Genomic DNA, 21,444 nt, shown 5'->3' with positions numbered 1-21,444 from the left:
CATGTCCGTGGCCACGGAGAGCACCGAGACGTTCGCGTCGCTGAACCCGGCCACCGGCGAGGTCGTCGCCGAGCACCCCGTCCAGGACGCCGCCGCCGTGGCCGCGGCCGTCGAGCGCGCCCGGGAGGCCGCCGGATGGTGGCGCGCCCTCGGCTGGAAGGAGCGCCGGCTCCGGCTGCTGAACGTCAAGGGCGCCCTCACCCGGAACCTCAACCGGATGGCCGAGCTCATCCACCAGGAGACCGGCAAGCCGCTGCAGGACGCCCAGCTTGAGACGATCATGGCGATCACGCACCTCGACTGGGCCGCCCGCAACGCCCAGAAGGTCCTCGGGCCGCGCAGCGTCTACCCCGGGATCATGGCGATCAACCAGAAGTGCGTGCTGGAGTACCAGCCGCTCGGCGTCGTCGGCGTGATCGGCCCGTGGAACTACCCGATCTTCACGCCGATGGGCTCGATCGCCTACGCGCTGGCCGCGGGCAACGCCGTGGTGTTCAAGCCATCGGAGTTCACCCCGGGCGTCGGGGTGTTCCTCGCCGAGCTGGTCGCCGCGGTCGTCCCTGAGCACCCCGTCCTGCAGACGGTCACGGGGCTGGGCGAGACGGGCGCGGCGCTCGCGTCCTCCCCCGGCGTCAACAAGATCGCCTTCACCGGCTCGACCCGGACCGCGAAGCGCGTCATGGCCGCCTGCGCCGAGAACCTCACCCCGATCGTCGCCGAATGCGGCGGCAAGGACGCCTGCATCGTCGACTCCGACGCCGACCTCGACGCCGCCGCCGACGCCGCGCTCTGGGGCGCCATGTCGAACGCCGGGCAGACCTGCATCGGCGTCGAGCGGATCTACGTCGTGGACGAGGCGTACGACACGTTCCTCGGCAAGCTCACCGAGAAGGCCCGCGACCTGCGTCCCGGCTTCGACCGCGAGGCCGCCTACGGGCCGATCACCATGCCCGGCCAGCTCGACATCATCGAACGCCACATCAAGGACGCGCTCGCCAAGGGCGGCAAGGCCGTCGTGGGCGGCGCCGAGTCGGTGCGCAAGCCGTACGTGGAGCCGGTCGTGCTGACCGACGTGCCGGACGACTCGTCCGCCGTCTGCGAGGAGACGTTCGGGCCGACGATCACCGTCCACCGCGTCAAGGACCTGGACGAGGCGGTCGAGAAGGCCAACAAGACCGCCTACGGCCTCGCCGGGACGATCTTCTCCGGGGACAGGTCCCGCGCCATGGACGTCGCCCGCCGGATGCGGTCCGGCATGACCTCCATCAACGCGTTCGCCGCGTTCGCGCAGGTCGCGGCGCTGCCGTTCGGCGGTGTCGGCGAGTCGGGGTTCGGCCGCATCCACGGCGCGGACGGCCTGCGCGAGTTCACCCGCCCGAAGGCGATCACCCGGCAGCGGTTCGCGACGATGAACATGACCTCGTTCGGCCGCGGCGAGAAGGAGATGGCCCGCGTCCTCGACATGATCAACCTGATCCACGGCCGCCGCTACAAGCGCTGAGGAGATCATGGCATCCGGCGCACCCGTACGCAGCCGCCTCCAGGTGGCTCTGGACGCGGTGCCCCCGCCGTCGCCCGGTTTCCGCCCGTTCGACGACGCCGACACCGCCGCGATCGCGGCCCTCCTGTGGGACGCCTACCGAGGCACCCCCGATGAGGCCGACGTGGGAGACCTCAAGGGCGCTGCACGCGAAGTGCGCCTCACGCTGAGCGGCGAATACGGAACGTTCCTGCGCGACGCGTCATTCGTCGCCGAGCACGATGGGCGTCCGGTGGCCGGGGCCCTCGTCACCCTCTACAAGGACGTCCCACTCCTGGCGTTCCTGTTCGTCGCCCAGTCCCACATGGGCCACGGCCTAGGACGTGGGCTCGTCCAAGCCGTCATGCACGCTCTCGCCGACCAGGGCCACGACACCCTCACTCTGGCGGTGACCCGCCGCAACCGCCGTGCCCGCCGCCTCTACGACCGCCTAGGTTTCATCGAGGTCGCCTAAGCCGGAGGCACGGCGCCGTCCACGGATCTAAGGCGCGCTAAGGCGCGTAGATAAGGCGTCGTCCCGATGTGAGGCCCGGGGCCTTAGGACGAACCTTGTAGATGTCGGGCCGAGAGGGCCCGGCGGGACACAAGGAGAAGAACGAAATGATGCGCCCGGACTTCAGCAACGTCATCATCAGCGACCGCGTGACGGTGCTGCGCAACGAGGCCAAGAAGGCCCGCCGCGTCCGCATCGCGAAGGCCCTGAAGCGGTGACGCCCCCGGCCTGTACGCCCTGTCTGGCGCCCCCGTCCGAACGGACGGGGGCGCTTCACTTTGTGCTCAGGACGCCCGCCGGACGTAGAACGTCGCGTGATCGTCATACCCGAGCCAGCGCAGCGTGAGGGGGCATCGGGAGACCGGGCGCCAGTGCTCGGCCAGCGCGTCGAAGAACGAGTGCTCGGCGCACAGCCCGCCCCGGCTACCCCCGATGTAGACGAGGCCGGACCCCTGGTAGGCGTCCAGGGCCTCCGCCGCCATAGTGTCCCGATACGGCGGCCAGATGACGGCCAGGACACGGTCGGGATGCCGCCGCGCTGCCTCCACCGCCGTGGCGGCCTGGACATCGATGAAGCGGAACCGGTCGGTGTAGCCGTTGCGGTCCGTCGCCGAGTCGGTCGCCAGGACGTCCACGCCCTGCGCCCGCAGCAGCGACGCCCAGTACCCGCTGCCCGCCCCGACCTCCAGCAGGCCGCGGCCCGCGAGCCGGTCGCCGAGCCAGTCCAGGGCCGTCCGGGACGCGATCGCCCAGCTGTAGATCCGGGACAGCTCCTGCCTCAGGATCATCGCCGAGGCGGCGTCATGGTCCACCGGCAGATGGTCGAGTATGTCGATGACCCGCCGGGTATCCGGCCCCGCGCTCAGGGCCGGATACCACAGCAAGGGCACCATCTGGGGGTTCCGCTCGGCGAACTCGACGTCCCGCGCGGGCAGCAGGTCGCCGAGCGGACGGAAGGGCGCGTGCCATCCGGGCAGGAGAACACCGTCGGGGTGCCGCTCCCAGTAGCCGACCAGCCGCCGGGCGGTCTCCGCGACCCGGCCGATGACGGTCTCGGCGCTCACCGCGCCCGCGCCTCTCCCCGCCTCACATCTCCATATGATCCGGGGTCGCGATCGTCATGTGGTCCGGCGTCGCGATCTTCATGTGGTCCGGGGCGGCCAGCGTCATATGATCCGGCGTCGCGACACCGGCCACGGAGTCCTGCCGGGCGTCGCCATCGTCGACGGTGGTCGCGACGGCGGCCGCCGCGAGCGCCGCCGCGGCCGCCGCGATGACGGCCGCGTTACGTGCTGCGCGTAACTCCAAGGTCATGCCTCCTAAAGGGACCGAAATGGAAACTGCGCCCCCCATTTTACCCGCTCAAGATCACCTTCGTTCCTCTGTCTTACTCCACCTGCCGTAGAGCGGTTTTGACCTGGACGAGGGCGTCGGTGGGGTGGTCGGCCTCGCACATCCAGAATCCGCCACCCCAGGTGAACCACCAGCGGTCCGCGTCCCCGCGCCGGGGGTGGCACTCGATCTCCACGGCGCGCGAGTCCTCCCCGTCCGTCACCCGGAGCCGCCGAGTGCCCAGCTGTTCCGGCGTGTAGCCGTGGCCGCGCAGGAGCTCCGCCAGCGCGAACAGGTAGTCGGCCGCCTCCTGCCGCTCGGTCATCGCCCCGCCTGTTCCATGTCAGTCCTGATGTGGCGCGCTGCCATGGCCAACTCGTTGGCCGGACGGATGAAGACCCCCGTGTGGACGTAGTAGAACCACCACTGCCCGTCGCGGTAACTGCACCCGACCGTCACAGCCCGCCCGGAGACGTCCTGCGGGATCACGTTGAGAACGATGTAGCCGTTGATGACGGCGAACGCGGTCAGCGGTCCCACGATCGGGCTGAACATCTCGGAGAGCCTGACCAGGAACGTGACGCGCTCCCGCTGCGGGATCAGCATCCGGGGGCCGTGCTCGGCCTTCACCTCCGGTGGGGGCGCCGGACGTTGGCGCACACCCGGACACCACTCATGCGCTCCCATGGGTCACGCTCCGGACGGGTTGCCGGAACGCCTGACGAATTTCATGATCGACCTCTTTGTCGTGTGGAAGTTCCTGTCTGACGCTCCAATCCTTGGCCGATCGATTACTTTCGGCTATAGCTCCATCTACACAACTGATCAGCGGACAGCACAAAGCCCTGTGTAGAGAGGAAGGACTGCCGTGCCGACGCCACACCCGTCCGAATCGGTCCGAGCATTCTTCGCCTACCACATCAAGCTCCACAGGGAGGGAAAAGGCTGGTCACAGGCCGCCCTTGGGGCAAAAGTGAATATCTCCGGCAGCCTGGTCAGCGGGATCGAACTGTGCAGCCGCCGTCCGACCTTCAAGGTCTGCCAGAAGCTGGACAAGGTCTTCGGCCTTGACCAGTTCTTCGAGGCTCTCTACCCCCGGGTCATCGAGGAGACCGGCCTCCCGGCGGGCTTCCCCGAGTTCGTCGACGCCGAGGCCGACGCGGGCATGATGAAGAAGTACGAGAACTTCGCGATCACTGGCCTCTTCCACACGGAGGACTACGCGCGCGCGATTCTTCGGGAAGGGCAGCGGCCCGACAAACTCGAACAGATCGTGGCCGAGCGGATGCAGAGACAGGAGATCTTGCATCGCGAGAATCCGCCCGTGATCGTCGCACTTCTCGACGCATCAGCACTCCGCCGACCGTTCGGCGGCCGAGAAGTCATGCGCGCTCAGCTAGAGCACTTGCTGGACCTGGCAGCCCTGCCCCACATCCATATCCACGTTGTCCCGGAGGACGCTGGAGTGCTCCCGGAGGGGTCGTTCACGATCTTGTGCTCGCCCGGAGAGCCTGACACGGCATACGCCGAGATGGCAGGCGGCCGTGGGAGGCTGATCGACGACGACGGATATGTCGCCGAACTTGGCATACTGTTTGAGTTGATCAGGTCTAAGGCACTAAACGCCGAGGACTCGCAGGCCGCAATCCGCAAGGCGTTGGAGGAACTGTGAAGGCGAACGACTTCTCGTCCGCCCGCTGGCGCAAGAGCAGCCACAGCGGAGGAGACACCGGCATGTGCGTGGAAGTCGCGCAAGGGTGGCGCAAGAGCAGCCACAGCGGCGGGGAGAGCGGCCAGTGCGTTGAGGTGGCGCTGACGGACGCCGTGATCGGTCTTCGGGACAGCAAGAACCCGGAAGCCGGTCACCTTTCCATGAGCGGCGCTGCCTTTGCTGAACTGGTCGCCCAGGCGAAGGTGGGCGCGCTCGATCTCTAACGCGAGCAATGAAGCACCGCACGCCCTCGTCCCCGGACGAGGGCGTTTCTCATTCCCCAGCGGTGGCGGGCTTGAGCGGGGTGCGGTTGCGGATCAGGTCGGCGGCGCGTTCGGCGATCGCGATGGTGGGGGCGTTGGTGTTGCCGCGCGGGACGGCCGGCATGACGGACGCGTCCACCACGCGCAGGCCCTCGACGCCGCGGACGCGCAGGTCCGGGTCGCAGACGGCGTCGTCCGCGCCCATGGCGCAGGTGCTGGTGGGGTGGTAGAGGGTCGCGACCTCGCGGCGAATGTACTCGCCGACAGCCTCGTCGGTGTCGGCCTGCTCGCCGGGGGCCCACTCGCCGCCGGTCAGGGACGCCAGCGGCCCGGACGCGGCGATCTCGCGCGCCTGCCGGACGCCCGCGACGAGGATGTCCAGGTCGGCCTTGTCGGCGAGGTAGGCCGGGTCGATCAGGGGCTTGGCGTGCGGGCTGGCGGAGCGGAGGGTGACCGAGCCCCGCCCGGACACGGCGACCGCGGTGACGAAGATCGACAGGAGCCGCTCGTGCGTTTCGGTGAGGCCCTGCTTGACGAACGGCGACGGCAGGACGTGGTACTGCAGGTCGGGCGCGGGCAGGCCCTCGACCGTCCGGACGAACCCGCCCGCCTCGGCGATGTTGGACGCGTAAGGGCCGCGCGCGAACGCCTGGTAGAGGGCGAGGGAACGCCTGTGCGCCAGCTCCCACAGGGCCTTGGTCCGGGGGGTGGCGAACATGACGGTGACGAACGGGTGGTCCTGGAGGCGCTGCCCGACCGGGGAGTCGGCCAGGACGTCGATGCCCAGCGAGCGCAGGTGGTCGGCGGGCCCGATGCCGGAGAGCATGAGGAGCTGCGGGCTGTTCACCGCGCCGCCCGACAGGATGACCTCCGCCTCGGCGCGGGCGGACAGGCTCTCGCCGCGCGCCTCGTACCGGACGCCGGTCGCCCGGCGTCCCTCGAACAGGACGCGGGTCACCAGCGCGTCGGTGACGATCGTGAGGTTCGGGCGGTTCTCGACGGGGTGGAGGTAGCCCGCGGCGGTGGACCAGCGGCGGCCGCGCTTGTGGGTGACCTGGTAGAAGCCGACGCCGTCCTGGTCGGCGCCGTTGAAGTCGGGGTTCGCGGCGAGGCCGTACGCCTTGGCCGACTGCACCCACGCGCGCGTGAGCGGGTGCTTGTAGCGCAGGTCCTCGACGCGGAGGGGGCCGCCGACGCCGTGGTACGGGATCTCGCCGCGCTGCTGGTCCTCGGCGCGGCAGAAATAGGGCAGCAGGTCCTCGTAGCCCCAGCCGTCGCAGCCGTAGGAGTCGCGCCAGGTGTCGTAGTCGTACCGGGACCCGCGGATGTAGATCATCGCGTTGGTGGACGAGCTCCCGCCGAGCGTCCGGCCCCGCGGCCAGTACACGCTGCGTCCCCCGGCGTGCTCCTGCGGGACCGTGGCGTAGTCCCAGTCGTAGGGGCCCTTGAACATCGTCGCGGTGGCGGCCGGGATGTGGATCTCGGGGGCGACGTCGGGCGGGCCCGCCTCCAGCAGCAGAACCTTCACCGAGGGGTCCTCGGTCAGTCTGGCGGCGAGAACGCAGCCCGCGCTGCCCGCTCCCACGATGATGTAGTCGTACACGGCGGCCTCCGGGGTATTTCTCGAACCCTACCGAACGGCCTTCTGGCGACGGCGCTCGCTAGGCTGATCGACATGGCGAAGAACAGGGACAACCCCGTCGTCCTGTCGCGGATCTACACCCGGACGGGCGACGACGGCACCACCGCGCTGGGCGACGCGTCGCGGACGAGCAAGACCGACCCGCGGCTCGCCGCCTACGCCGACGTCGAGGAGGCCAACGCCGCGATCGGCGCCGCCATCGCGCTCGGGGCTCTGCCGGACGATCTCGTCGCGCTGCTGACCGTCGTCCAGAACGACCTGTTCGACGTGGGCGCCGACCTGTGCGCGCCGGTCGTCCCCGACCCGCCGTACCCGCCGCTGCGCGTGGACGAGTCGTACGTCGACCGGCTGGAGGCGGCCTGCGACGAGCACAACGAGGCCCTTCCGCCGCTGCGCAGCTTCATCCTCCCGGGCGGGTCGCCGGGCGCGGCGCTGCTGCACGTCGCGCGGACGGTCTCCCGCCGCGCCGAACGCACCGCGTGGGCGGCGATCGAGGCGCACGGCGCCGCCGCCGAGGGCGCCCCGGAGGCCCCGGTGGGCGGCGTGAACCCGCTGACGGCGCGCTACCTCAACCGGCTGTCCGACCTGCTGTTCATCCTGTGCCGCATCGCCAACGCCGAGCACGGCGACGTGCTCTGGAAGCCGGGCGGGGAACGCTGATCCCCTCTCTTCCGGGGGGTGTGGGGGGGCGTCCCCCCACAAGAGACACGAGGGGTGGGGTTAGCCCCACCCCTGGGAGACCGGCTCCCCTCCTGGTGACGCCGCCCCCCGCGGAGCAGTCTGGTTCCGTACGGGCGCACAGCTTTCTGCGGGGCGCACAGCGACAACAGGAGTGACCACGTGAGGACCCTGACGATCACGGCCGTCGTGACGGCCGCGGCCGCGGCGACGCTGACCGGGTGCGGCAACCTGACCTTCGGCACGCATCAGGAGGACCGCTCCTACTCCGCGCCCGCCGGGATCACCGCGTTGAAGATCAAGTCGAACGGCAACCGGATGGTGCTCACGGCGTCCGACTCCCCCGCCGTCAAGGTGCGGGAGCGGCTGCGCTGGTCCAACGACAAGAACAAGCCGGAGGCGCGGCACACCGTCGAGGGCGACACGCTCTCGTTGTCGTCCAAGTGCGCCAGGGCCACGATCGGTTACACCAACTGCGGCGTCTCCTACCGGGTCGAGGTTCCGCGCAACATGCCCGTGGAGGTCGACAACGCCGACGGGGCGGTCGTGGCGTCCGGGCTCAGCGGGGCCGTGAAGCTGCACAGCGACAACGGCTCGCTGAAGGTGACCGATCTGCGCGCGACGTCGGCCTCGATCAGCTCGAACGACGGCTCGATCCACGTCACCGGACGCGCCGCGACCGCCGTCCTGCGCAGCGACAACGGGTCGATCAACGCCACCGGCCTCACCACCGACCGGCTCACCGCCCGCACCGACGACGGGCGCATCGAGCTCAGCGGCCGCGCCACCGTCGCCGAGGTCGGCACCGCCAACGGCTCGATCGACGCGGGCGGCCTGACCACCGACCGGATCACCGCAGAGACGAGCAACGGCGGCATCGACCTGCGGCTCGTCACGCCGCCGGCGAGCGTCCGCGCCATCAGCGACAACGGGTCGGTGCACGTCCGCGTCCCGACCAGCGAGGGCTACGCGATCAGCATGTCCAGCTCGAACGGCGGCGAGCGGATCGACTCGGCCGTCCGGCAGGACTCGGGCTCGCGCCACCAGCTCCAGCTCCGCAGTGGAAACGGCAGCATCACCGTCTCTCCCGCCTAGAGTCCGGCTAGAGTCCGCCTAGGGCCCGCCTGGAGGTCTAGCGGAGCCGGTACGGGCCCTGCCAGGCGGGAGCGCTGGACGAGGGGACGCCGCCAACGGTCAGGCGGGCCCCGCCGTTCACGGCGACGGTCGTCCGGGCCAGGTGCTGCGCGACGTGCGCGATCCCGTCGGCGTTGGTGTCGAGGAGCTTGCGGTTGACGTTCTTCAGCCGGTCGCACTTGGCGTGGTAGCACGGGTCGTACACCTTGCCCGCCCGGCCGCCGAACGCCTTGGCCTCCGCCGCGGTCTTGACGCCGTCCGCGCCGGTGGCCATGCCGCCGGACGCGATGCCCGCCTCGATGAACGGGCCGTAGTCGGAGCGTCCGCTGAACGCGTGCTCGGTCGTCGGCAGGCGGCGGCTCTTGAAGTAGTCGCGGAACATCTTCTCGATCGCGCCGGAGCCCGCGGGGGCACGCGTCCCGGCGCGGGTGGAGTGGTCGCCGTCGTAGACACCGCGGGTGCCGTTGCGCGAGCCGAGCATGTCGAAGTTCAGGGCCACCGCGATCTTCTCGCGGTTCGCGCGGGACAGCGACTTCACGTAGTGCCTGGAGCCCCGCAGCCCCTCCTCCTCCGCGCCCCACCAGGCGAACCGGACCCGGTTGCGCAGCCCGTCCTTGCCGAGGTGCTCGATCTTCGCGGCGATGGCGAGGAGCGCGGCCGCGCCGGTGGCGTTGTCGTTGATCCCCGCGCCCTCCGGGACGCTGTCGAGGTGCGCGCCGAGCAGCACCACGTTGTCGGACCGTCCGCGCCCGGTGTCGGCGATGACGTTGGACGACCGCCGCTTCCCGTGGACGGTGTCGGTCCGCACCCGCAGCATGAGCCCGCCCTTCTTCGCCGTCTTGGCCAGCGCGGCGCCGACCGTCCTGGACGTGCCGACGACCGGGATCCCGGCCGGCTTGCCCACCGTGCCGTTCAGCAGCCCCTGCTCACCGGGCTTGTTGTAGATCACGACGGCGGACGCGCCCGCGGCCCGCGCGTTCGCGGCCTTGACGGCGAACGTGCAGGTCCCGCGCTGGACGAGCGCGATCGACCCCCTCGTGAAGCCCTTGAAGTCGCCCTTCTCGCAGCCGCTCGTCCCCTCGCCCTTGGACGGGACGTCCACGGCGACCGCGCGTGCCGTCACGTTCCCGGACCCCGAGTACGCGAACGTGGCGAAGTCCTTGCCGTGCCGGTAGGACGCCTTGGACGGCGCCGTCCGCGCAAGCACCGCCCGCGACCTCTCCCGCCAGAACGGGTAGGCGAACTTCTGGATCTTCGGCGTGAGCCCGGCCTTGCGCAGCCGTCCGGCGACGTACCGCACCGACACGTCGTACCCGGCGCCGCCCGACGCGCGGTTGCCGCCGTTGTAGTCGGCGATCTCCTGGAACGCCTCAAGGTGCGCCACGATGTCCTTCAGCGTGACGAGCTTCGCGAGTTCGGGACGGGCCGGCGCGGCGCCGGAGGCCAGGGACCCCGCGGGCATGACGGCCGCGGGCAGAACGGCGAGGGGCAACGCCACGGCGGCGCCGATGAGCAGCTTGCGCACGTGCACTCCTGCGGACGAGGACGGAGCTGACCAGCAGCGATCCTCACCCGCGCCGCACCGGCCCACAACGGTGACGCGCCCGCCACGCCAATTCCATACCTGCGCCTTACCAACCCGTACCCAATTCCGCCTCCACCTCGGCCGCGCTCGGCCAGGGCCGGGTCATTCGGGGGGATGCAGCTCCACGGGGAAGCCGGGCGGCGCCGCCTCCAGCCAGGCGAGGAACCCCGTCAGCGCCGCCGCGCCCATCGCCAGCTCCACCGTCAGGTCGCCGTCCCTGACCTCGATGATGCTCACGTCCGGCAGCAGGCCCTCCGCCTCCTCCGGGCCGGGACGGCGGCGGTTGGACACGACGAGGCCCCGGCGGTGAATCACCTGCCGGGGCCTGGTACGGAAACCGAACACGCGGTGCCAGTGCAGGACATCGCCCTTGTAGCGGCCGATGCCGAGCCGCCACACTCCCGGGGCTCCGCCCTCCGGGGACAGCTCCCGCAGGCTGCACTCCACGGTGCCGCCGCCGCGGGTGAACAGCCGGCGCCGCACCGCCATGGACGCGAACAGCAGCGCCGCAGCCACGACGACCGCGGCGAGCACCCCGCCCGCATCCCATGCCAGGTGCTCGCCCACATCCCCCGCCGTCCGCCCTGAGCCGCCGCGCCTCGCGCGCTACGCCTCGATGCCCGCGGCGCGCAGCCGCGCCCGGGCCCGCCGCTCCGGCGTCGCGTCCTCGCCCTCGGCCGCGAGCGCGTCCTCCAGCGCCCGCCTGGCGTCCGGGACGTCGATCTCGTCGCCCAGCTCGGCCTGCTCGGCCAGCACCGACACCTCGTCCGCCGCGACGGAGAAGAAGCCGCTGCCGACCATCGCGGTGATCGGCTCACCGCCGTCGGCCGGCTCGATCTTCACCACGCTGCCGTCGAGGAGGATGCCGAGCACCGGGGCGTGGCCCGGCAGGATGCCGAGCGAGCCCTCGATGGTCTGGGCGACCACCATCTTGGCCTCGCCGGACCAGATCTCGCGCTCCGGCGAGACCAGCCCGACCTTCAGGTTTGCCACGTTTTCCCTCCGAGTCCACCGGGAGCCGCCGCCGGCGCGGCCGCCGCGTCACGCGCGGCGGCCCCGCCGGTGCGGGCTACTTCTCCAGCTCCCTGGCCTTGCGCTCGACGTCCTCGATGCCGCCGCACATGAAGAACGCCTGCTCGGGCAGGTGGTCGTACTTGCCCTCCGCCAGCGCCTTGAACGAGGCGATCGTCTCGTCCTTCGGCACGGTCTCGCCGGGCTGGCCGGTGAACTGCTCGGCCACGTACATCGGGTGCGACAGGAAACGCTCGATGCGCCGCGCCCGCTGGACGGTGACCTTGTCCTCCTCGGACAGCTCGTCGATGCCGAGGATCGCGATGATGTCCTGCAGTTCCTTGTACTTCTGCAGGATCCGCTTCACCTCCTGCGCGACCGAGTAGTGCTCGTTCCCCAGCACCTGCGGGTCCATGATCCGCGAGGTGGAGTCGAGCGGGTCGACCGCCGGGAAGATGCCCTTCTCCGAGATGCCGCGCGACAGGGTCGTGGTGGCGTCCAGGTGCGCGAACGTGGTGTGCGGCGCCGGGTCGGTGATGTCGTCGGCGGGCACGTAGATCGCCTGCATCGAGGTGATCGAGTTACCGCGCGTCGAGGTGATCCGCTCCTGCAGCACGCCCATCTCGTCGGCCAGCGTCGGCTGGTAGCCCACCGCGGACGGCATGCGCCCGAGCAGCGTGGACACCTCCGAGCCGGCCTGCGTGAACCGGAAGATGTTGTCGATGAACAGCAGCACGTCCTGGTTCTGCACGTCGCGGAAGTACTCCGCCATCGTCAGCGCGGACAGCGCGACCCGCAGCCGGGTGCCCGGCGGCTCGTCCATCTGGCCGAACACCATCGCGGTGTCCTTGAGGACGTCCGCCTCCGCCATCTCCACCCAGAGGTCGTTGCCCTCGCGGGTGCGCTCGCCGACCCCGGCGAACACCGAGGTGCCGCCGAAGTTGCGGGCGACACGGCGGATCATCTCCTGGATGAGCACCGTCTTGCCGACGCCCGCGCCGCCGAACAGGCCGATCTTGCCGCCCTTGACGTACGGGCACAGCAGGTCGATGACCTTGATGCCGGTCTCCAGCATCTCGGTCTTCGACTCCAGCTGGTCGAAGGCCGGCGCGCGGCGGTGGATGCCCCAGCGCTCGTTGATCTCCAGGGACGCGGTCGGGACGTCCAGCGCGTCACCGAGGCAGTTCCACACGTGCCCCTTGGTGATCTCGCCGACCGGGACCGAGATCGACTTGCCGGTGTCGGTCACCGGCGCGCCGCGGACGAGGCCGTCCGTCGGCTGCATCGAGATCGCCCGGACCATGTTGTCGCCGAGGTGCTGCGCGACCTCGAACGTCAGGGTCTTCTCCTCGCCGCCCAGCGCGACCTGCGCGTGGAGGGCCTGGTAGATGTCCGGGATGGCGTCGGCGGGAAACTCCACGTCGACGACCGGGCCGATGACACGCGCGACGCGCCCAGTGGCGGTCGCCGTCTCTACCTGAGCAGTCATTATCACTCCCCGCCAGACTCGGCGAGCGCGTCAGCGCCACCGACGATCTCGCTGATTTCCTGGGTGATCGCGGCCTGCCGCGCCTGGTTCATCTGGCGCGTGTAGACCCCGATCAGTTCGTTGGCATTGTCGGTCGCCGACTTCATGGCCCGCCGGACGGACGCATGGAACGACGCGGCCGACTGCAGCAGCATGTGGAAGATGCGGCTCTCGATGTAGTTGGGCAGGAGCAGGTCGAGCGCCGCCGACGCGGACGGCTCGAACTCGTAGGCCGGCGGGACCTTGTCCGACGACGCCTCCTCGATCTCCAGCGGCATCAGCCGGGTGACCCGGACGGCCTGCGTCAGCATCGAGACGAACTCGGTGTAGACCACGTGGATCTCGCCGACGCCGCCCTCCGCGTCCGTCTTGAGGAAATCGTCGGTCAGCCGCCGGCCGATCTCCTCCGCGTTCACGAACGCCGGACGGTCGCTGAACCCGTGCCAGCTCTCCGCGACGTCCCGGTCCCGGAACCGGTACCAGGTGATGCCCTTGTTGCCGACGACGTACGGGACGGGCTCGCGGCCCTCGTCCCGCAGCGCCCTGATCAGCGACTCGGCCTCGCGGATCACGTTCGCGTTGTACGCGCCGCAGAACCCGCGGTCGCTGGTGACGATCAGGACGGCGCTGCGGGTGTCGGCCGGCTGCTCCTTCAGCAGCGGATGGTCGATCCCCACATGATGGCTCACCAGCGCGGTCAGGGCCTGCGTGATCTGGTCGGCGTACGGCTTGGACGCCGCCACCGCCTGCTGGGCCTTGACGATCCGCGAGGTGGCGATCATCTCCTGGGCGCGCGTGATCTTGGCGGTCGACTTGACCGTCTTGATCCGCTGCCGGAGCTGGCGAAGCTGTGCGGCCATCGCCGTCAGTCCTTCTTGACGCGGGTGATCGTCTCCTGCTCGACGTCCTCGTCCGCGATCGCCTCGACGGGCTCCTCGGCCAGCAGCTCGCCCTCGCTGGTCTGGAAGCCCTTCTTGAACTCCGTGACGGCGTTCTTGAGGCTGGTGAGGCCGTCGTCCGACAGCTTCCCGGTCTCGCGGAGCGACGTCATGAAGCCGCTCTCCTCGCGCTCCATGTAGTCGAGGAACTCGCGCTCGAAACGGCGGACGTCGGCGACGGGCACGTCGTCCAGCTCGCCGGAGGTGCCCGCCCACACGGACACGATCTCCTGCTCGACCGGGAACGGGCTGCCCTGCGGCTGCTTCAGCAGCTCGACCAGGCGGGCGCCGCGGTCCAGCTGGGCGCGGGACGCGGCGTCCAGGTCGGACGCGAACGCCGCGAACGCCTCCAGGTCGCGGAACTGCGACAGCGCCAGCCGCAGCGTGCCGGCGACCTGCTTCATCGCCTTCACCTGCGCGTCGCCGCCGACCCGGGACACCGAGATGCCGACGTTGATCGCCGGCCGGACGCCCTGGTTGAACAGGTCCGACTCCAGGAAGCACTGCCCGTCGGTGATGGAGATGACGTTCGTCGGGATGTACGCCGACACGTCGTTGCCCTTGGTCTCGATGATCGGCAGGCCGGTCATCGAGCCGGCGCCCATGTCGTCCGAGAGCTTCGCGCAGCGCTCCAGCAGCCGCGAGTGCAGGTAGAACACGTCACCGGGGTAGGCCTCGCGGCCCGGGGGGCGGCGCAGCAGCAGCGACACGGCGCGGTACGCCTCCGCCTGCTTCGACAGGTCGTCGAAGATGATCAGGACGTGCTTGCCCTGGTACATCCAGTGCTGCCCGATCGCGGACCCGGTGTAGGGGGCGATGTACTTGTAGCCCGCCGGCTCGGACGCGGGCGCCGCCACGATCGTGGTGTACTCCAGCGCGCCGGCCTCCTCCAGGGAGCGGCGCACGTTCGCGATCGTGGAGCCCTTCTGCCCGATCGCGACGTAGATGCAGCGGACCTGCTTCTTCTCGTCGCCGGACTCCCAGTTCTCCTTCTGGTTGATGATCGTGTCCACGCAGACGGTCGTCTTGCCCGTCTGCCGGTCACCGATGATCAGCTGCCGCTGGCCCCGGCCGATCGGGGTCATCGCGTCGATCGCCTTGATGCCGGTCTGCAGCGGCTCGCTGACCGACTGGCGCTGCACGACCGTGGGGGCCTGCAGTTCGAGCGCGCGGCGCTCGGTGCTCTCCACCGGGCCCTTGCCGTCCAGGGGGTTGCCCAGCGCGTCCACGACGCGGCCGAGGAAGCCGTCGCCGACGGGGACCGAGAGGACCTCGCCGGTGCGGCGGGCCTTCTGGCCCTCCTCGATCTTGCTGAAGTCACCCAGGACAACGGCGCCGATCTCGCGTACGTCCAGGTTCAGAGCCAGGCCTCGGGTGCCGTCCTCGAACTCGATGAGTTCGTTCGCCATCGCGGACGGCAGGCCCTCGATGTGGGCGATGCCGTCGCCGGAATCGACGACGGTGCCGACCTCTTCGCGCGCGGCGGCATCGGGCTCGTACGACTGGACGAAGCGCTCCAGCGCGTTCCGGATCTCATCCGGACGGATCGTCAGCTCCGCCATGATTCCTCTCTTGCTCCTCAGAGTCCGCTCTGCCGGCCTCAGCCGGTACCGAGCCGCCGGCGGACGTCGTCCAGCCGTCCGGCGATCGTGCCGTCGATGATCTCGTCCCCGATCTCGACCGACAGTCCGCCGATCACCGTGGGGTCGATCTCGATGTTCAGGTGTACGTCATGGCCGTACGCGGCGGCGAGCACCGCGGCGAGCCGCGTCCGCTGCGCCTCCGGCAGCTCGGCGGGCGTGCGCACGAGCGCGACCAGCCGCTGCCTGCGCTGGGCGACGAGCTTGCCGTACTCGGCGAGCCCTCCCTCCAGGCTACGTCCTCGCGGGCGCAGCACCAGCTCGGTGACCAGCGTCAGGGTCGACGCGGTGACCTTGCCCTCCAGCAGTGCGTCGACCACGCCGAGCTTGCGCTCGTCCGGCAGCCCCCGCCCGGCGAGGGCGGCGCGCAGCTCCGGCTCGCCCTCGACGACCCGGGAGAACCGGAACAGCTCGTCCTCCAGGTCGTCGATCTTGCCCTCGGCCTCGGCGCGGGCGGCCTCGGCGGTGACCGCGAGGGTCTCCACCGCGTCCGCCAGCTCCGACGGCTTGGACCAGCGCAGCCGGACGACGTCGGCGACCAGCCCGAGAGCGGCCGGCGACACCTTGCCCTCCAGCAGGATCCGGGCGAGCTGCGCCTTGTCGGCGCCGTCCCGCGCCGGGTCGGAGACCGCCCGCCGCAGGCCGTGCTCGCGGTCGATCAGGTGCAGCACCGCGAACAGGTCGCCGCCGAGCACGGCCAGGTCGGCGTAGTCATTCTGGGGGGACGACCCCCCAGACCCCCCGGCAACCGCCGTAGGGGGGATGACCGCCTCGAACCGCTCCTTGGCCTCGGCCAGCGACGCCCTGCTCACCGCTCCCGTGATGGTCATGATGTGATCTGCTCCTGCGTGCGAGCGCGCTCCTCGAGCTCCTCGAGGAACCGGTCGACGACCCGGCTCTGCCGCGCGCTGTCCTCAAGGGACTCGCCCACGACACGTCCGGCCAGCTCGACCGACATGGCGCCGATCTCGGCCCGCAGCGACTGCAGCGCCTGCTGCCGCTCCGCCTCGATCTGCGCCTTGGCGTTCTCGACGATCCGGCGCGCCTCGACCTGGGCCTGCTCCTTGGCCTGGGCGATGATCACCGCGCCCTGCTCCTCGGCCTTGCGGCGCTCGTTGGACGCCTCGACCGCGGCCGCCTTCTGCTGGGCCTTGTACTCCTCGAGGACCTGCCTGGCCTCTTTCTGCGCCTGCTCGGCCCGCTCCAGGCCGCCCTCGATCGCCTCGGTGCGCTCCTCCAGCGTCTTCTGCAGCCGCGGGACGAGCATCTTGCCGACGACGACCAGGACGACGACGAACGAGAAGATGCCGACGACCAGCTCGAACGTGTGCGGGATGAGGGGGTTGTTCTCCTCCGCCGCAAGGACGGACGCTGCTTTGATCATGTCTGCAGCCCTTCCTCAGATGAGACCCCTGGTCAGATGCTCTGGAAGATGAAGGGCGCGACCAGGCCGATCAGGGCGAGGGCCTCGGTGAGGACGAAGCCCAGCATCATGTTGGTGCGGATGACACCGGTCAGCTCCGGCTGGCGGGCGATGGCGTTCACGCCCTGGCCGAAGATGATGCCGACGCCGATGCCCGGGCCGATGGCCGCGAGGCCGTAGCCGATAGCGGTGACGTTGCCTTCGACGGCGGCGAGGACGGCTCCCGTCATGGGTTCTTTCCTTTTCTGTCGGCCGGCGGAGTCTCCGCCGGTCTGGCTTATCGAGGTTGTCGGTTCGGGCGCGGCGCCGTACGGCGCCGCCCGGGGCTCAGTGGTCCGCGTGCAGACCGCTCTGGATGTACATGGCGGCCAGCATCGTGAACAGGAACGCCTGCAGGAACTGGATCAGCAGCTCGAACGCGGTCATGAGAATGGTGACCACCACGCCGACCAGACCGATGCCGAAGCCCGCTGCCGTGGGCTTCTCGAACAGGAACCAGAAGCCGACGAGGCTGAAGAACGCCAGGATCATGTGGCCGGCGAACATGTTGGCGAAGAGCCGGACCGCGTGGGTGAACGGCGCGATGATGAAGGTCGAGAGGTACTCGATCGGCACCAGCAGGAAGTAGACGGGCAGCGGCAGGCCCTTGGGGATCATGTTCGTGAAGTACTTGACCGGACCCTGGTGCTTGATGCCCAGATACACCTTGATGAAGTAGACGAACAGCGCCAGGACCATCGGGAACGCGATGTGCGAGGCGATCGGGAACTGGATTACCGGGACGACCGAGAAGATGTTCCAGATCCAGACGAGGAAGAACAGCGACATGAGCAGCGGCATCCACTGCTCGGTGTTGCGGCCGAGGAACGGGCGGGCGATCTCGTCCCGCACGAACATGTAGCCGATCTCGCCGATGTTCTGGACGCCCTTCGGCACCAGCTTGGGCTTGGCGAACGCGCTCCAGAAGAAGACGCACACGACCAGCGAGCCGAATACCGCGAAGACGACCGGCTTGGTGAGCCACTCAGGGCCGCCGGCGAAGAGGGGCGGGAAGTCGAACAGCTCCGTCCCAGGGGCCTGGAACTCAGCCCCCTCGGAGGCGAGGACCGTCAGCGCGTTCACGCGGCGTTCCCTTCATCACTGTGTTGATGTTTCACGAAGGCTCTCTCGGCGGCGGGGCCGCTCAGAGGGAGTGGCGACCGTACTTCACGTAGACCAGGTAGACGGCGAGCCCGACACCGATGACCACGCCCACCGCGGTCAGCCAGTTCTGGCCCGTCCATTCGGCCAGCAGCCACCCCAGACCGCCCCAGATGATCATCCCGGAGAGGAGGTAGCTGGGCACGGACCAGGCGGCGTCGGCGAATTCCCGTTGGCCGTCCTCCGGCCGACGTTTCTGCTCGCTCATCGCGCTCCGGACGATAGCAGGCCATCCATGCGGTGGTCATATTGGAGTAGTCCGTTAGGGCCGCCGCCGTCCGCGAGGGCGTCATCACGGACTCCGGTCCAGGACGTTCTTGGGCTCGTCGACGTTCTGGGGCTCGTCAATGTAGGGCCTCTTCTGCATCGCGACGCGGAACTCGGCGGCGATCCAGAGCAGCGCGAGCCCGATGACCGTCCAGCCGAAGACCTTGGTGTTCCAGATGGTGACCTCGTCCATCGCGGTGACCAGCACCATCACCGCGAGGATCTTCACCATGTAGCTCGCGAGCGCGGCCAGCATCATCGTCTGCGCGGAGTGCTTGGCGGCCCACGAGACCGCGAAGGCGCTGAGCGAGAAGAAGGCGATCACCACGACGGTGGCCAGAGCCGCCGCGAACGCGCCCTTGGCGCCGGCGGTCAGCAGGCCGATGAGGACGGCGCCCACCCCGGCGGCGGCGGCCGGGATCGCGGCGCCGCGGAGCATCCGGGCGTCGGAGGTATGCATGAGGGCTCCGGCTGGTCACGTTGAGTGGTCGTCCGTTGTTCGTGAAAGGTATCACAAGCGTCCGGAATGTCCACAATTACCCTAGAGGTAATGCGATCCCGGGAGAGCGTGACCCCACGCTGGCACCACGGACTCTAACGGAGTTCACCCAATGCTCATCCCGGCGTCACCACACGCAGGAGGGTTGCGTCACGACACCCCGGCGCGGTGGCGCGAGGAGCGGCCGGGCGGCGGCGGTTCGAGGGCGTCGCCGCCGTGGGCGGGGCGGCGGCGCGGCTTGGCGAGCATGACCAGGACGCCCGCCACCGCGACGAGCACCGTGACACCGAGTGTTATCCAGGCGGCGTCGAACAGGGCCAGGCCGACCAGGCCGGACGCCAGCAGCCCGACCCAGAAGTACATGATCAGGACGGCGCGGCGGGTGGAGTGGCCGAGCTCCAGCAGCCGGTGGTGCAGGTGCTGCTTGTCGGGCGCGAACGGCGACCGGCCCTGGTTGGTGCGCCGCCACACCGCGAGCAGCATGTCGATGAACGGGACCGCCGCCACCGCGGGGATCAGCAGCACCGGGACGAAGAACGGGAACAGCCCGTTGGCGAGGAGGGCCGGGTCGAACTGGCCGGTCAGCATGATCGTGGACGCGCTGAGCAGCAGCCCGATCAGCATCGAGCCGGTGTCGCCCATGAAGATCTTCGCCGGGCTGAAGTTGTGCGGCAGGAAGCCCAGGCACATCCCGAACAGGATCGCGGCGATGAGGGTCGCGGCGGACAGCGTGCTGAGGCCCTCCTCCCGCGACAGCAGGTAGGCGTAGGAGAACAGCGCCAGCGCGGCGATCCCGACGACGCCCGCGGCGAGACCGTCCAGGCCGTCGATGAAGTTCACCGCGTTGATCGTGGCGACGACGACGAAGACCGTCAGCGGCACCCCGTAGGCGGGCGGCAGCGTCAGCGACTCGCCCGTCGGCAGCGGGATCACGTAGATCTGGATGCCCTGCATGATGAAGATCCCGGCCGCGGCGACCTGGCCGGCGAACTTGGTGAGGGCGTCCACCTCCCAGCGGTCGTCCGCGATGCCGATCAGCACCAGCAGGCCGCCGGACAGCAGCAGCGCCCTGGTGACGCTGATGTCGCCGTCCGCGAGGACCTTGCGCATCTCCGGCAGCCCGGTCGCCACCACCAGCGCCGCGACCATCCCGCCGAACATCGCGAGGCCGCCGAGCCGGGGCGTCGGGATGACGTGGACGTCGCGCTCGCGGGGGACGGCCTGCGCGCCGAACCAGACGGCGAACGTGCGCACCAGCGGCGTCAGCAGGTAGGCGACAAGGGCGGCGACCAGGATGCTGAGCAGGTATTCCCGCACTCCCCTGCGCCTCCCTTCACCGATCCCGCCCGGCGCGCCTCGCGCGGCATGCTCTGCGCGATATGCCTTGCGCGGTCGCCCGCGCACGCTCCGTACCCCGTCCGCGCGGCCGTCACCTTGGTAGACGGCTCACCGGGACGATCTGTTCACATCGCGACCGACCAACTGTAGTCCGCCCGGCGACCGTCCGGTGCCCGATCGCGCCGTCCCGGATCCGGCGGGCGCACATGACCCCCGCTCCGACGATCATGAGCGCGAGCCCGGCGAGGGACCGGTCCCCCACCGAGAACGCCCAGGCGCCGTGGGCCGCCATGTCGTCGCCCGCGTCGGCGATGACCAGCAGGAGTCCGGCCGCGGCCAGGCCCGCTCCGGCGCGCCCCGGCAGTGCGGGGCGGCGGGCGAGCAGGGCCACGGCCATGAGGGAGAGGGCGAGCAGCGCGGTGCCCGTCCAGCCGCCCGTCCATCGCGGCGGGACGTACCGCGGCGGCTGGACGGCGATCGCCCGCTTCGGCAGCTTGACCTTGATCGTCATGCCCTCGTGCGGGGCGAGCCCGCGCTGGATGAAGTCCACGGCGTAGGGGCCGTCCCGGTCGCGCAGGCACCGGGTCGTCGCACCCGGGGCACCCGCCCGGCAGGTGGCGTGCCGCAGCGGCACCGGCGCCTCCACCCGGACGGCCGCGTTCCCGATCGGCACGCTCCAGGCCGTCCCGATGGCGTCCCAGACCACCTCGTCGTGGCGGGGGCGGGGCGTGAACGCCCACGCCACCGCGTACTCGATCACATACGCCTGGCGCCCGCTGACCACGCGGTTCCGGTCGCCGACGCTGATCCGCACGTCGTTCAGGAAGCGCGTCGTCCTGACCCGGGACGGGGCGCCGGTGGACGAGCTGGTCCGGACGTCCCGCACGTCGTACACCCGGTCGCCGTGCCGGAACCGGACGCTCCGCACGATCCCGTGCTCGCCGGCCCGGTCGAAGTCGTAGGTGATCGTCTCCCGGACGTGCAGGACGCCGTCCCCGCCGATGGTGAGGACGACGTCGTAGGTGGGGATGCGCTCGCCGTCCCGGGGAGCGCCGGCGGCGGGGGCGGCTCCGGCAGGGGCGGCTCCGGCGGGTGCGGGCAGCGCGAGGACGAGGGTCAGCAGCACGCCCGCGGTGATCGCAGGCCCCCGGACACGGCCACGCACGTCAGGCATGGTTCCACCGTTGCCGACATCATGCGGGTGTAACGACGCCGATACTCT

The 21,444-nt window shown here is 70.2% G+C and carries 25 protein-coding genes; 6 read left to right on the top strand and 19 right to left on the bottom strand.

The features are described from left to right. Position 1: 1 nt before the first annotated feature. Positions 2–1,501: an aldehyde dehydrogenase family protein gene (locus E1287_RS10120; RefSeq protein ID WP_131964606.1), complete on the top strand. Its 1,500-nt coding sequence runs from the start codon at positions 2–4 to the stop codon at positions 1,499–1,501. Positions 1,502–1,508: 7 nt separating this feature from the next. Continuing rightward, positions 1,509–1,994, top strand: a complete 486-nt coding sequence (locus E1287_RS10115) for a GNAT family N-acetyltransferase (RefSeq protein WP_131964605.1) — start codon at positions 1,509–1,511, stop codon at positions 1,992–1,994. A 323-nt stretch (positions 1,995–2,317) separates the two neighbouring features. Here the strand turns inward: E1287_RS10115 and E1287_RS10110 are convergent, their stop codons facing one another. From E1287_RS10110 to E1287_RS10095, 4 genes are all read right to left on the bottom strand, one after another. Beyond that, positions 2,318–3,097 carry a hypothetical protein gene (locus E1287_RS10110; RefSeq protein WP_131964604.1) on the bottom strand — a complete coding sequence of 260 codons (780 nt, stop codon included), beginning with the start codon at positions 3,095–3,097 and terminating at the stop codon, positions 2,318–2,320. Positions 3,098–3,119: 22 nt separating this feature from the next. Continuing rightward, a complete protein-coding gene (locus E1287_RS10105; RefSeq protein ID WP_131964603.1) occupies positions 3,120–3,347 on the bottom strand; it encodes a hypothetical protein in 228 nt (75 codons plus the stop codon). A 73-nt stretch (positions 3,348–3,420) separates the two neighbouring features. Beyond that, a complete protein-coding gene (locus tag E1287_RS10100) occupies positions 3,421–3,690 on the bottom strand; it encodes a hypothetical protein (protein ID WP_131964602.1) in 270 nt (89 codons plus the stop codon). Further along, positions 3,687–4,025: a hypothetical protein gene (locus E1287_RS10095; protein ID WP_131964601.1), complete on the bottom strand. Its 339-nt coding sequence runs from the start codon at positions 4,023–4,025 to the stop codon at positions 3,687–3,689. The genes E1287_RS10100 and E1287_RS10095 overlap by 4 nt, the downstream gene beginning before the upstream one ends. A gap of 208 nt (positions 4,026–4,233) precedes the next feature. Between E1287_RS10095 and E1287_RS10090 the strand changes: the two genes are divergently transcribed. After that, complete coding sequence (locus E1287_RS10090) at positions 4,234–5,037, top strand: helix-turn-helix transcriptional regulator (RefSeq protein WP_131964600.1); 804 nt, start codon at positions 4,234–4,236, stop codon at positions 5,035–5,037. Continuing rightward, positions 5,034–5,300 (top strand): DUF397 domain-containing protein, encoded by a 267-nt coding sequence (locus tag E1287_RS10085; protein WP_207934117.1) that lies wholly within the window; start codon positions 5,034–5,036, stop codon positions 5,298–5,300. The genes E1287_RS10090 and E1287_RS10085 overlap by 4 nt, the downstream gene beginning before the upstream one ends. 49 nt (positions 5,301–5,349) lie before the next feature. On the opposite strand, the gene E1287_RS10080 is transcribed toward E1287_RS10085, so the two are convergent. Next, a complete protein-coding gene (locus tag E1287_RS10080) occupies positions 5,350–6,942 on the bottom strand; it encodes a GMC family oxidoreductase N-terminal domain-containing protein (RefSeq protein ID WP_131964599.1) in 1,593 nt (530 codons plus the stop codon). Positions 6,943–7,014: 72 nt separating this feature from the next. On the opposite strand from E1287_RS10080, the gene E1287_RS10075 reads away from it, so the two are divergent. Continuing rightward, the gene (locus tag E1287_RS10075; RefSeq protein WP_131964598.1) at positions 7,015–7,641 is read left to right on the top strand and encodes a cob(I)yrinic acid a,c-diamide adenosyltransferase; all 627 of its coding nucleotides are present in this window, start codon (positions 7,015–7,017) and stop codon (positions 7,639–7,641) included. Between the two features lie 180 nt (positions 7,642–7,821). Continuing rightward, a complete protein-coding gene (locus E1287_RS10070) occupies positions 7,822–8,754 on the top strand; it encodes a DUF4097 family beta strand repeat-containing protein (RefSeq protein ID WP_131964597.1) in 933 nt (310 codons plus the stop codon). Positions 8,755–8,791: 37 nt separating this feature from the next. Here the strand turns inward: E1287_RS10070 and E1287_RS10065 are convergent, their stop codons facing one another. From E1287_RS10065 to E1287_RS10000, 14 genes are all read right to left on the bottom strand, one after another. Then, positions 8,792–10,318 carry a M20/M25/M40 family metallo-hydrolase gene (locus E1287_RS10065; protein ID WP_243718807.1) on the bottom strand — a complete coding sequence of 509 codons (1,527 nt, stop codon included), beginning with the start codon at positions 10,316–10,318 and terminating at the stop codon, positions 8,792–8,794. A gap of 162 nt (positions 10,319–10,480) precedes the next feature. After that, entirely contained in the window at positions 10,481–10,945 is a 465-nt protein-coding gene (locus E1287_RS10060; RefSeq protein ID WP_131964596.1) for a DUF2550 domain-containing protein, read from the bottom strand. A 39-nt stretch (positions 10,946–10,984) separates the two neighbouring features. Then, entirely contained in the window at positions 10,985–11,371 is a 387-nt protein-coding gene (locus E1287_RS10055; protein WP_131964595.1) for a F0F1 ATP synthase subunit epsilon, read from the bottom strand. 76 nt (positions 11,372–11,447) lie between these two features. Continuing rightward, positions 11,448–12,878: a F0F1 ATP synthase subunit beta gene (gene atpD / locus E1287_RS10050; RefSeq protein WP_131964594.1), complete on the bottom strand. Its 1,431-nt coding sequence runs from the start codon at positions 12,876–12,878 to the stop codon at positions 11,448–11,450. A gap of 2 nt (positions 12,879–12,880) precedes the next feature. Next, positions 12,881–13,777, bottom strand: a complete 897-nt coding sequence (locus E1287_RS10045) for a F0F1 ATP synthase subunit gamma (RefSeq protein ID WP_131964593.1) — start codon at positions 13,775–13,777, stop codon at positions 12,881–12,883. 5 nt (positions 13,778–13,782) lie between these two features. Further along, complete coding sequence (gene atpA, locus E1287_RS10040; protein ID WP_131964592.1) at positions 13,783–15,417, bottom strand: F0F1 ATP synthase subunit alpha; 1,635 nt, start codon at positions 15,415–15,417, stop codon at positions 13,783–13,785. Between the two features lie 38 nt (positions 15,418–15,455). Further along, entirely contained in the window at positions 15,456–16,325 is an 870-nt protein-coding gene (locus E1287_RS10035; RefSeq protein WP_131964591.1) for a F0F1 ATP synthase subunit delta, read from the bottom strand. After that, the gene (locus E1287_RS10030; protein WP_131964590.1) at positions 16,322–16,879 is read right to left on the bottom strand and encodes a F0F1 ATP synthase subunit B; all 558 of its coding nucleotides are present in this window, start codon (positions 16,877–16,879) and stop codon (positions 16,322–16,324) included. The genes E1287_RS10035 and E1287_RS10030 overlap by 4 nt, the downstream gene beginning before the upstream one ends. Before the next feature lie 32 nt (positions 16,880–16,911). Then, positions 16,912–17,148 carry an ATP synthase F0 subunit C gene (atpE, locus tag E1287_RS10025; RefSeq protein WP_131964589.1) on the bottom strand — a complete coding sequence of 79 codons (237 nt, stop codon included), beginning with the start codon at positions 17,146–17,148 and terminating at the stop codon, positions 16,912–16,914. A 97-nt stretch (positions 17,149–17,245) separates the two neighbouring features. Beyond that, a complete protein-coding gene (atpB, locus tag E1287_RS10020) occupies positions 17,246–18,040 on the bottom strand; it encodes a F0F1 ATP synthase subunit A (RefSeq protein ID WP_131964588.1) in 795 nt (264 codons plus the stop codon). Positions 18,041–18,101: 61 nt separating this feature from the next. Continuing rightward, complete coding sequence (locus E1287_RS10015) at positions 18,102–18,326, bottom strand: AtpZ/AtpI family protein (RefSeq protein WP_131964587.1); 225 nt, start codon at positions 18,324–18,326, stop codon at positions 18,102–18,104. Between the two features lie 84 nt (positions 18,327–18,410). Continuing rightward, complete coding sequence (locus E1287_RS10010; RefSeq protein WP_131964586.1) at positions 18,411–18,845, bottom strand: hypothetical protein; 435 nt, start codon at positions 18,843–18,845, stop codon at positions 18,411–18,413. 189 nt (positions 18,846–19,034) lie between these two features. Further along, complete coding sequence (locus tag E1287_RS10005; protein ID WP_131964585.1) at positions 19,035–20,201, bottom strand: MraY family glycosyltransferase; 1,167 nt, start codon at positions 20,199–20,201, stop codon at positions 19,035–19,037. Between the two features lie 112 nt (positions 20,202–20,313). Continuing rightward, positions 20,314–21,396: a DUF2207 domain-containing protein gene (locus E1287_RS10000; RefSeq protein ID WP_131964584.1), complete on the bottom strand. Its 1,083-nt coding sequence runs from the start codon at positions 21,394–21,396 to the stop codon at positions 20,314–20,316. Positions 21,397–21,444 lie beyond the last annotated feature (48 nt).

Source organism: Actinomadura sp. KC06 (genome assembly GCF_004348735.1).
Classification (GTDB): domain Bacteria; phylum Actinomycetota; class Actinomycetes; order Streptosporangiales; family Streptosporangiaceae; genus Spirillospora.
This window is presented reverse-complemented; position numbering and strand designations above follow the sequence as displayed.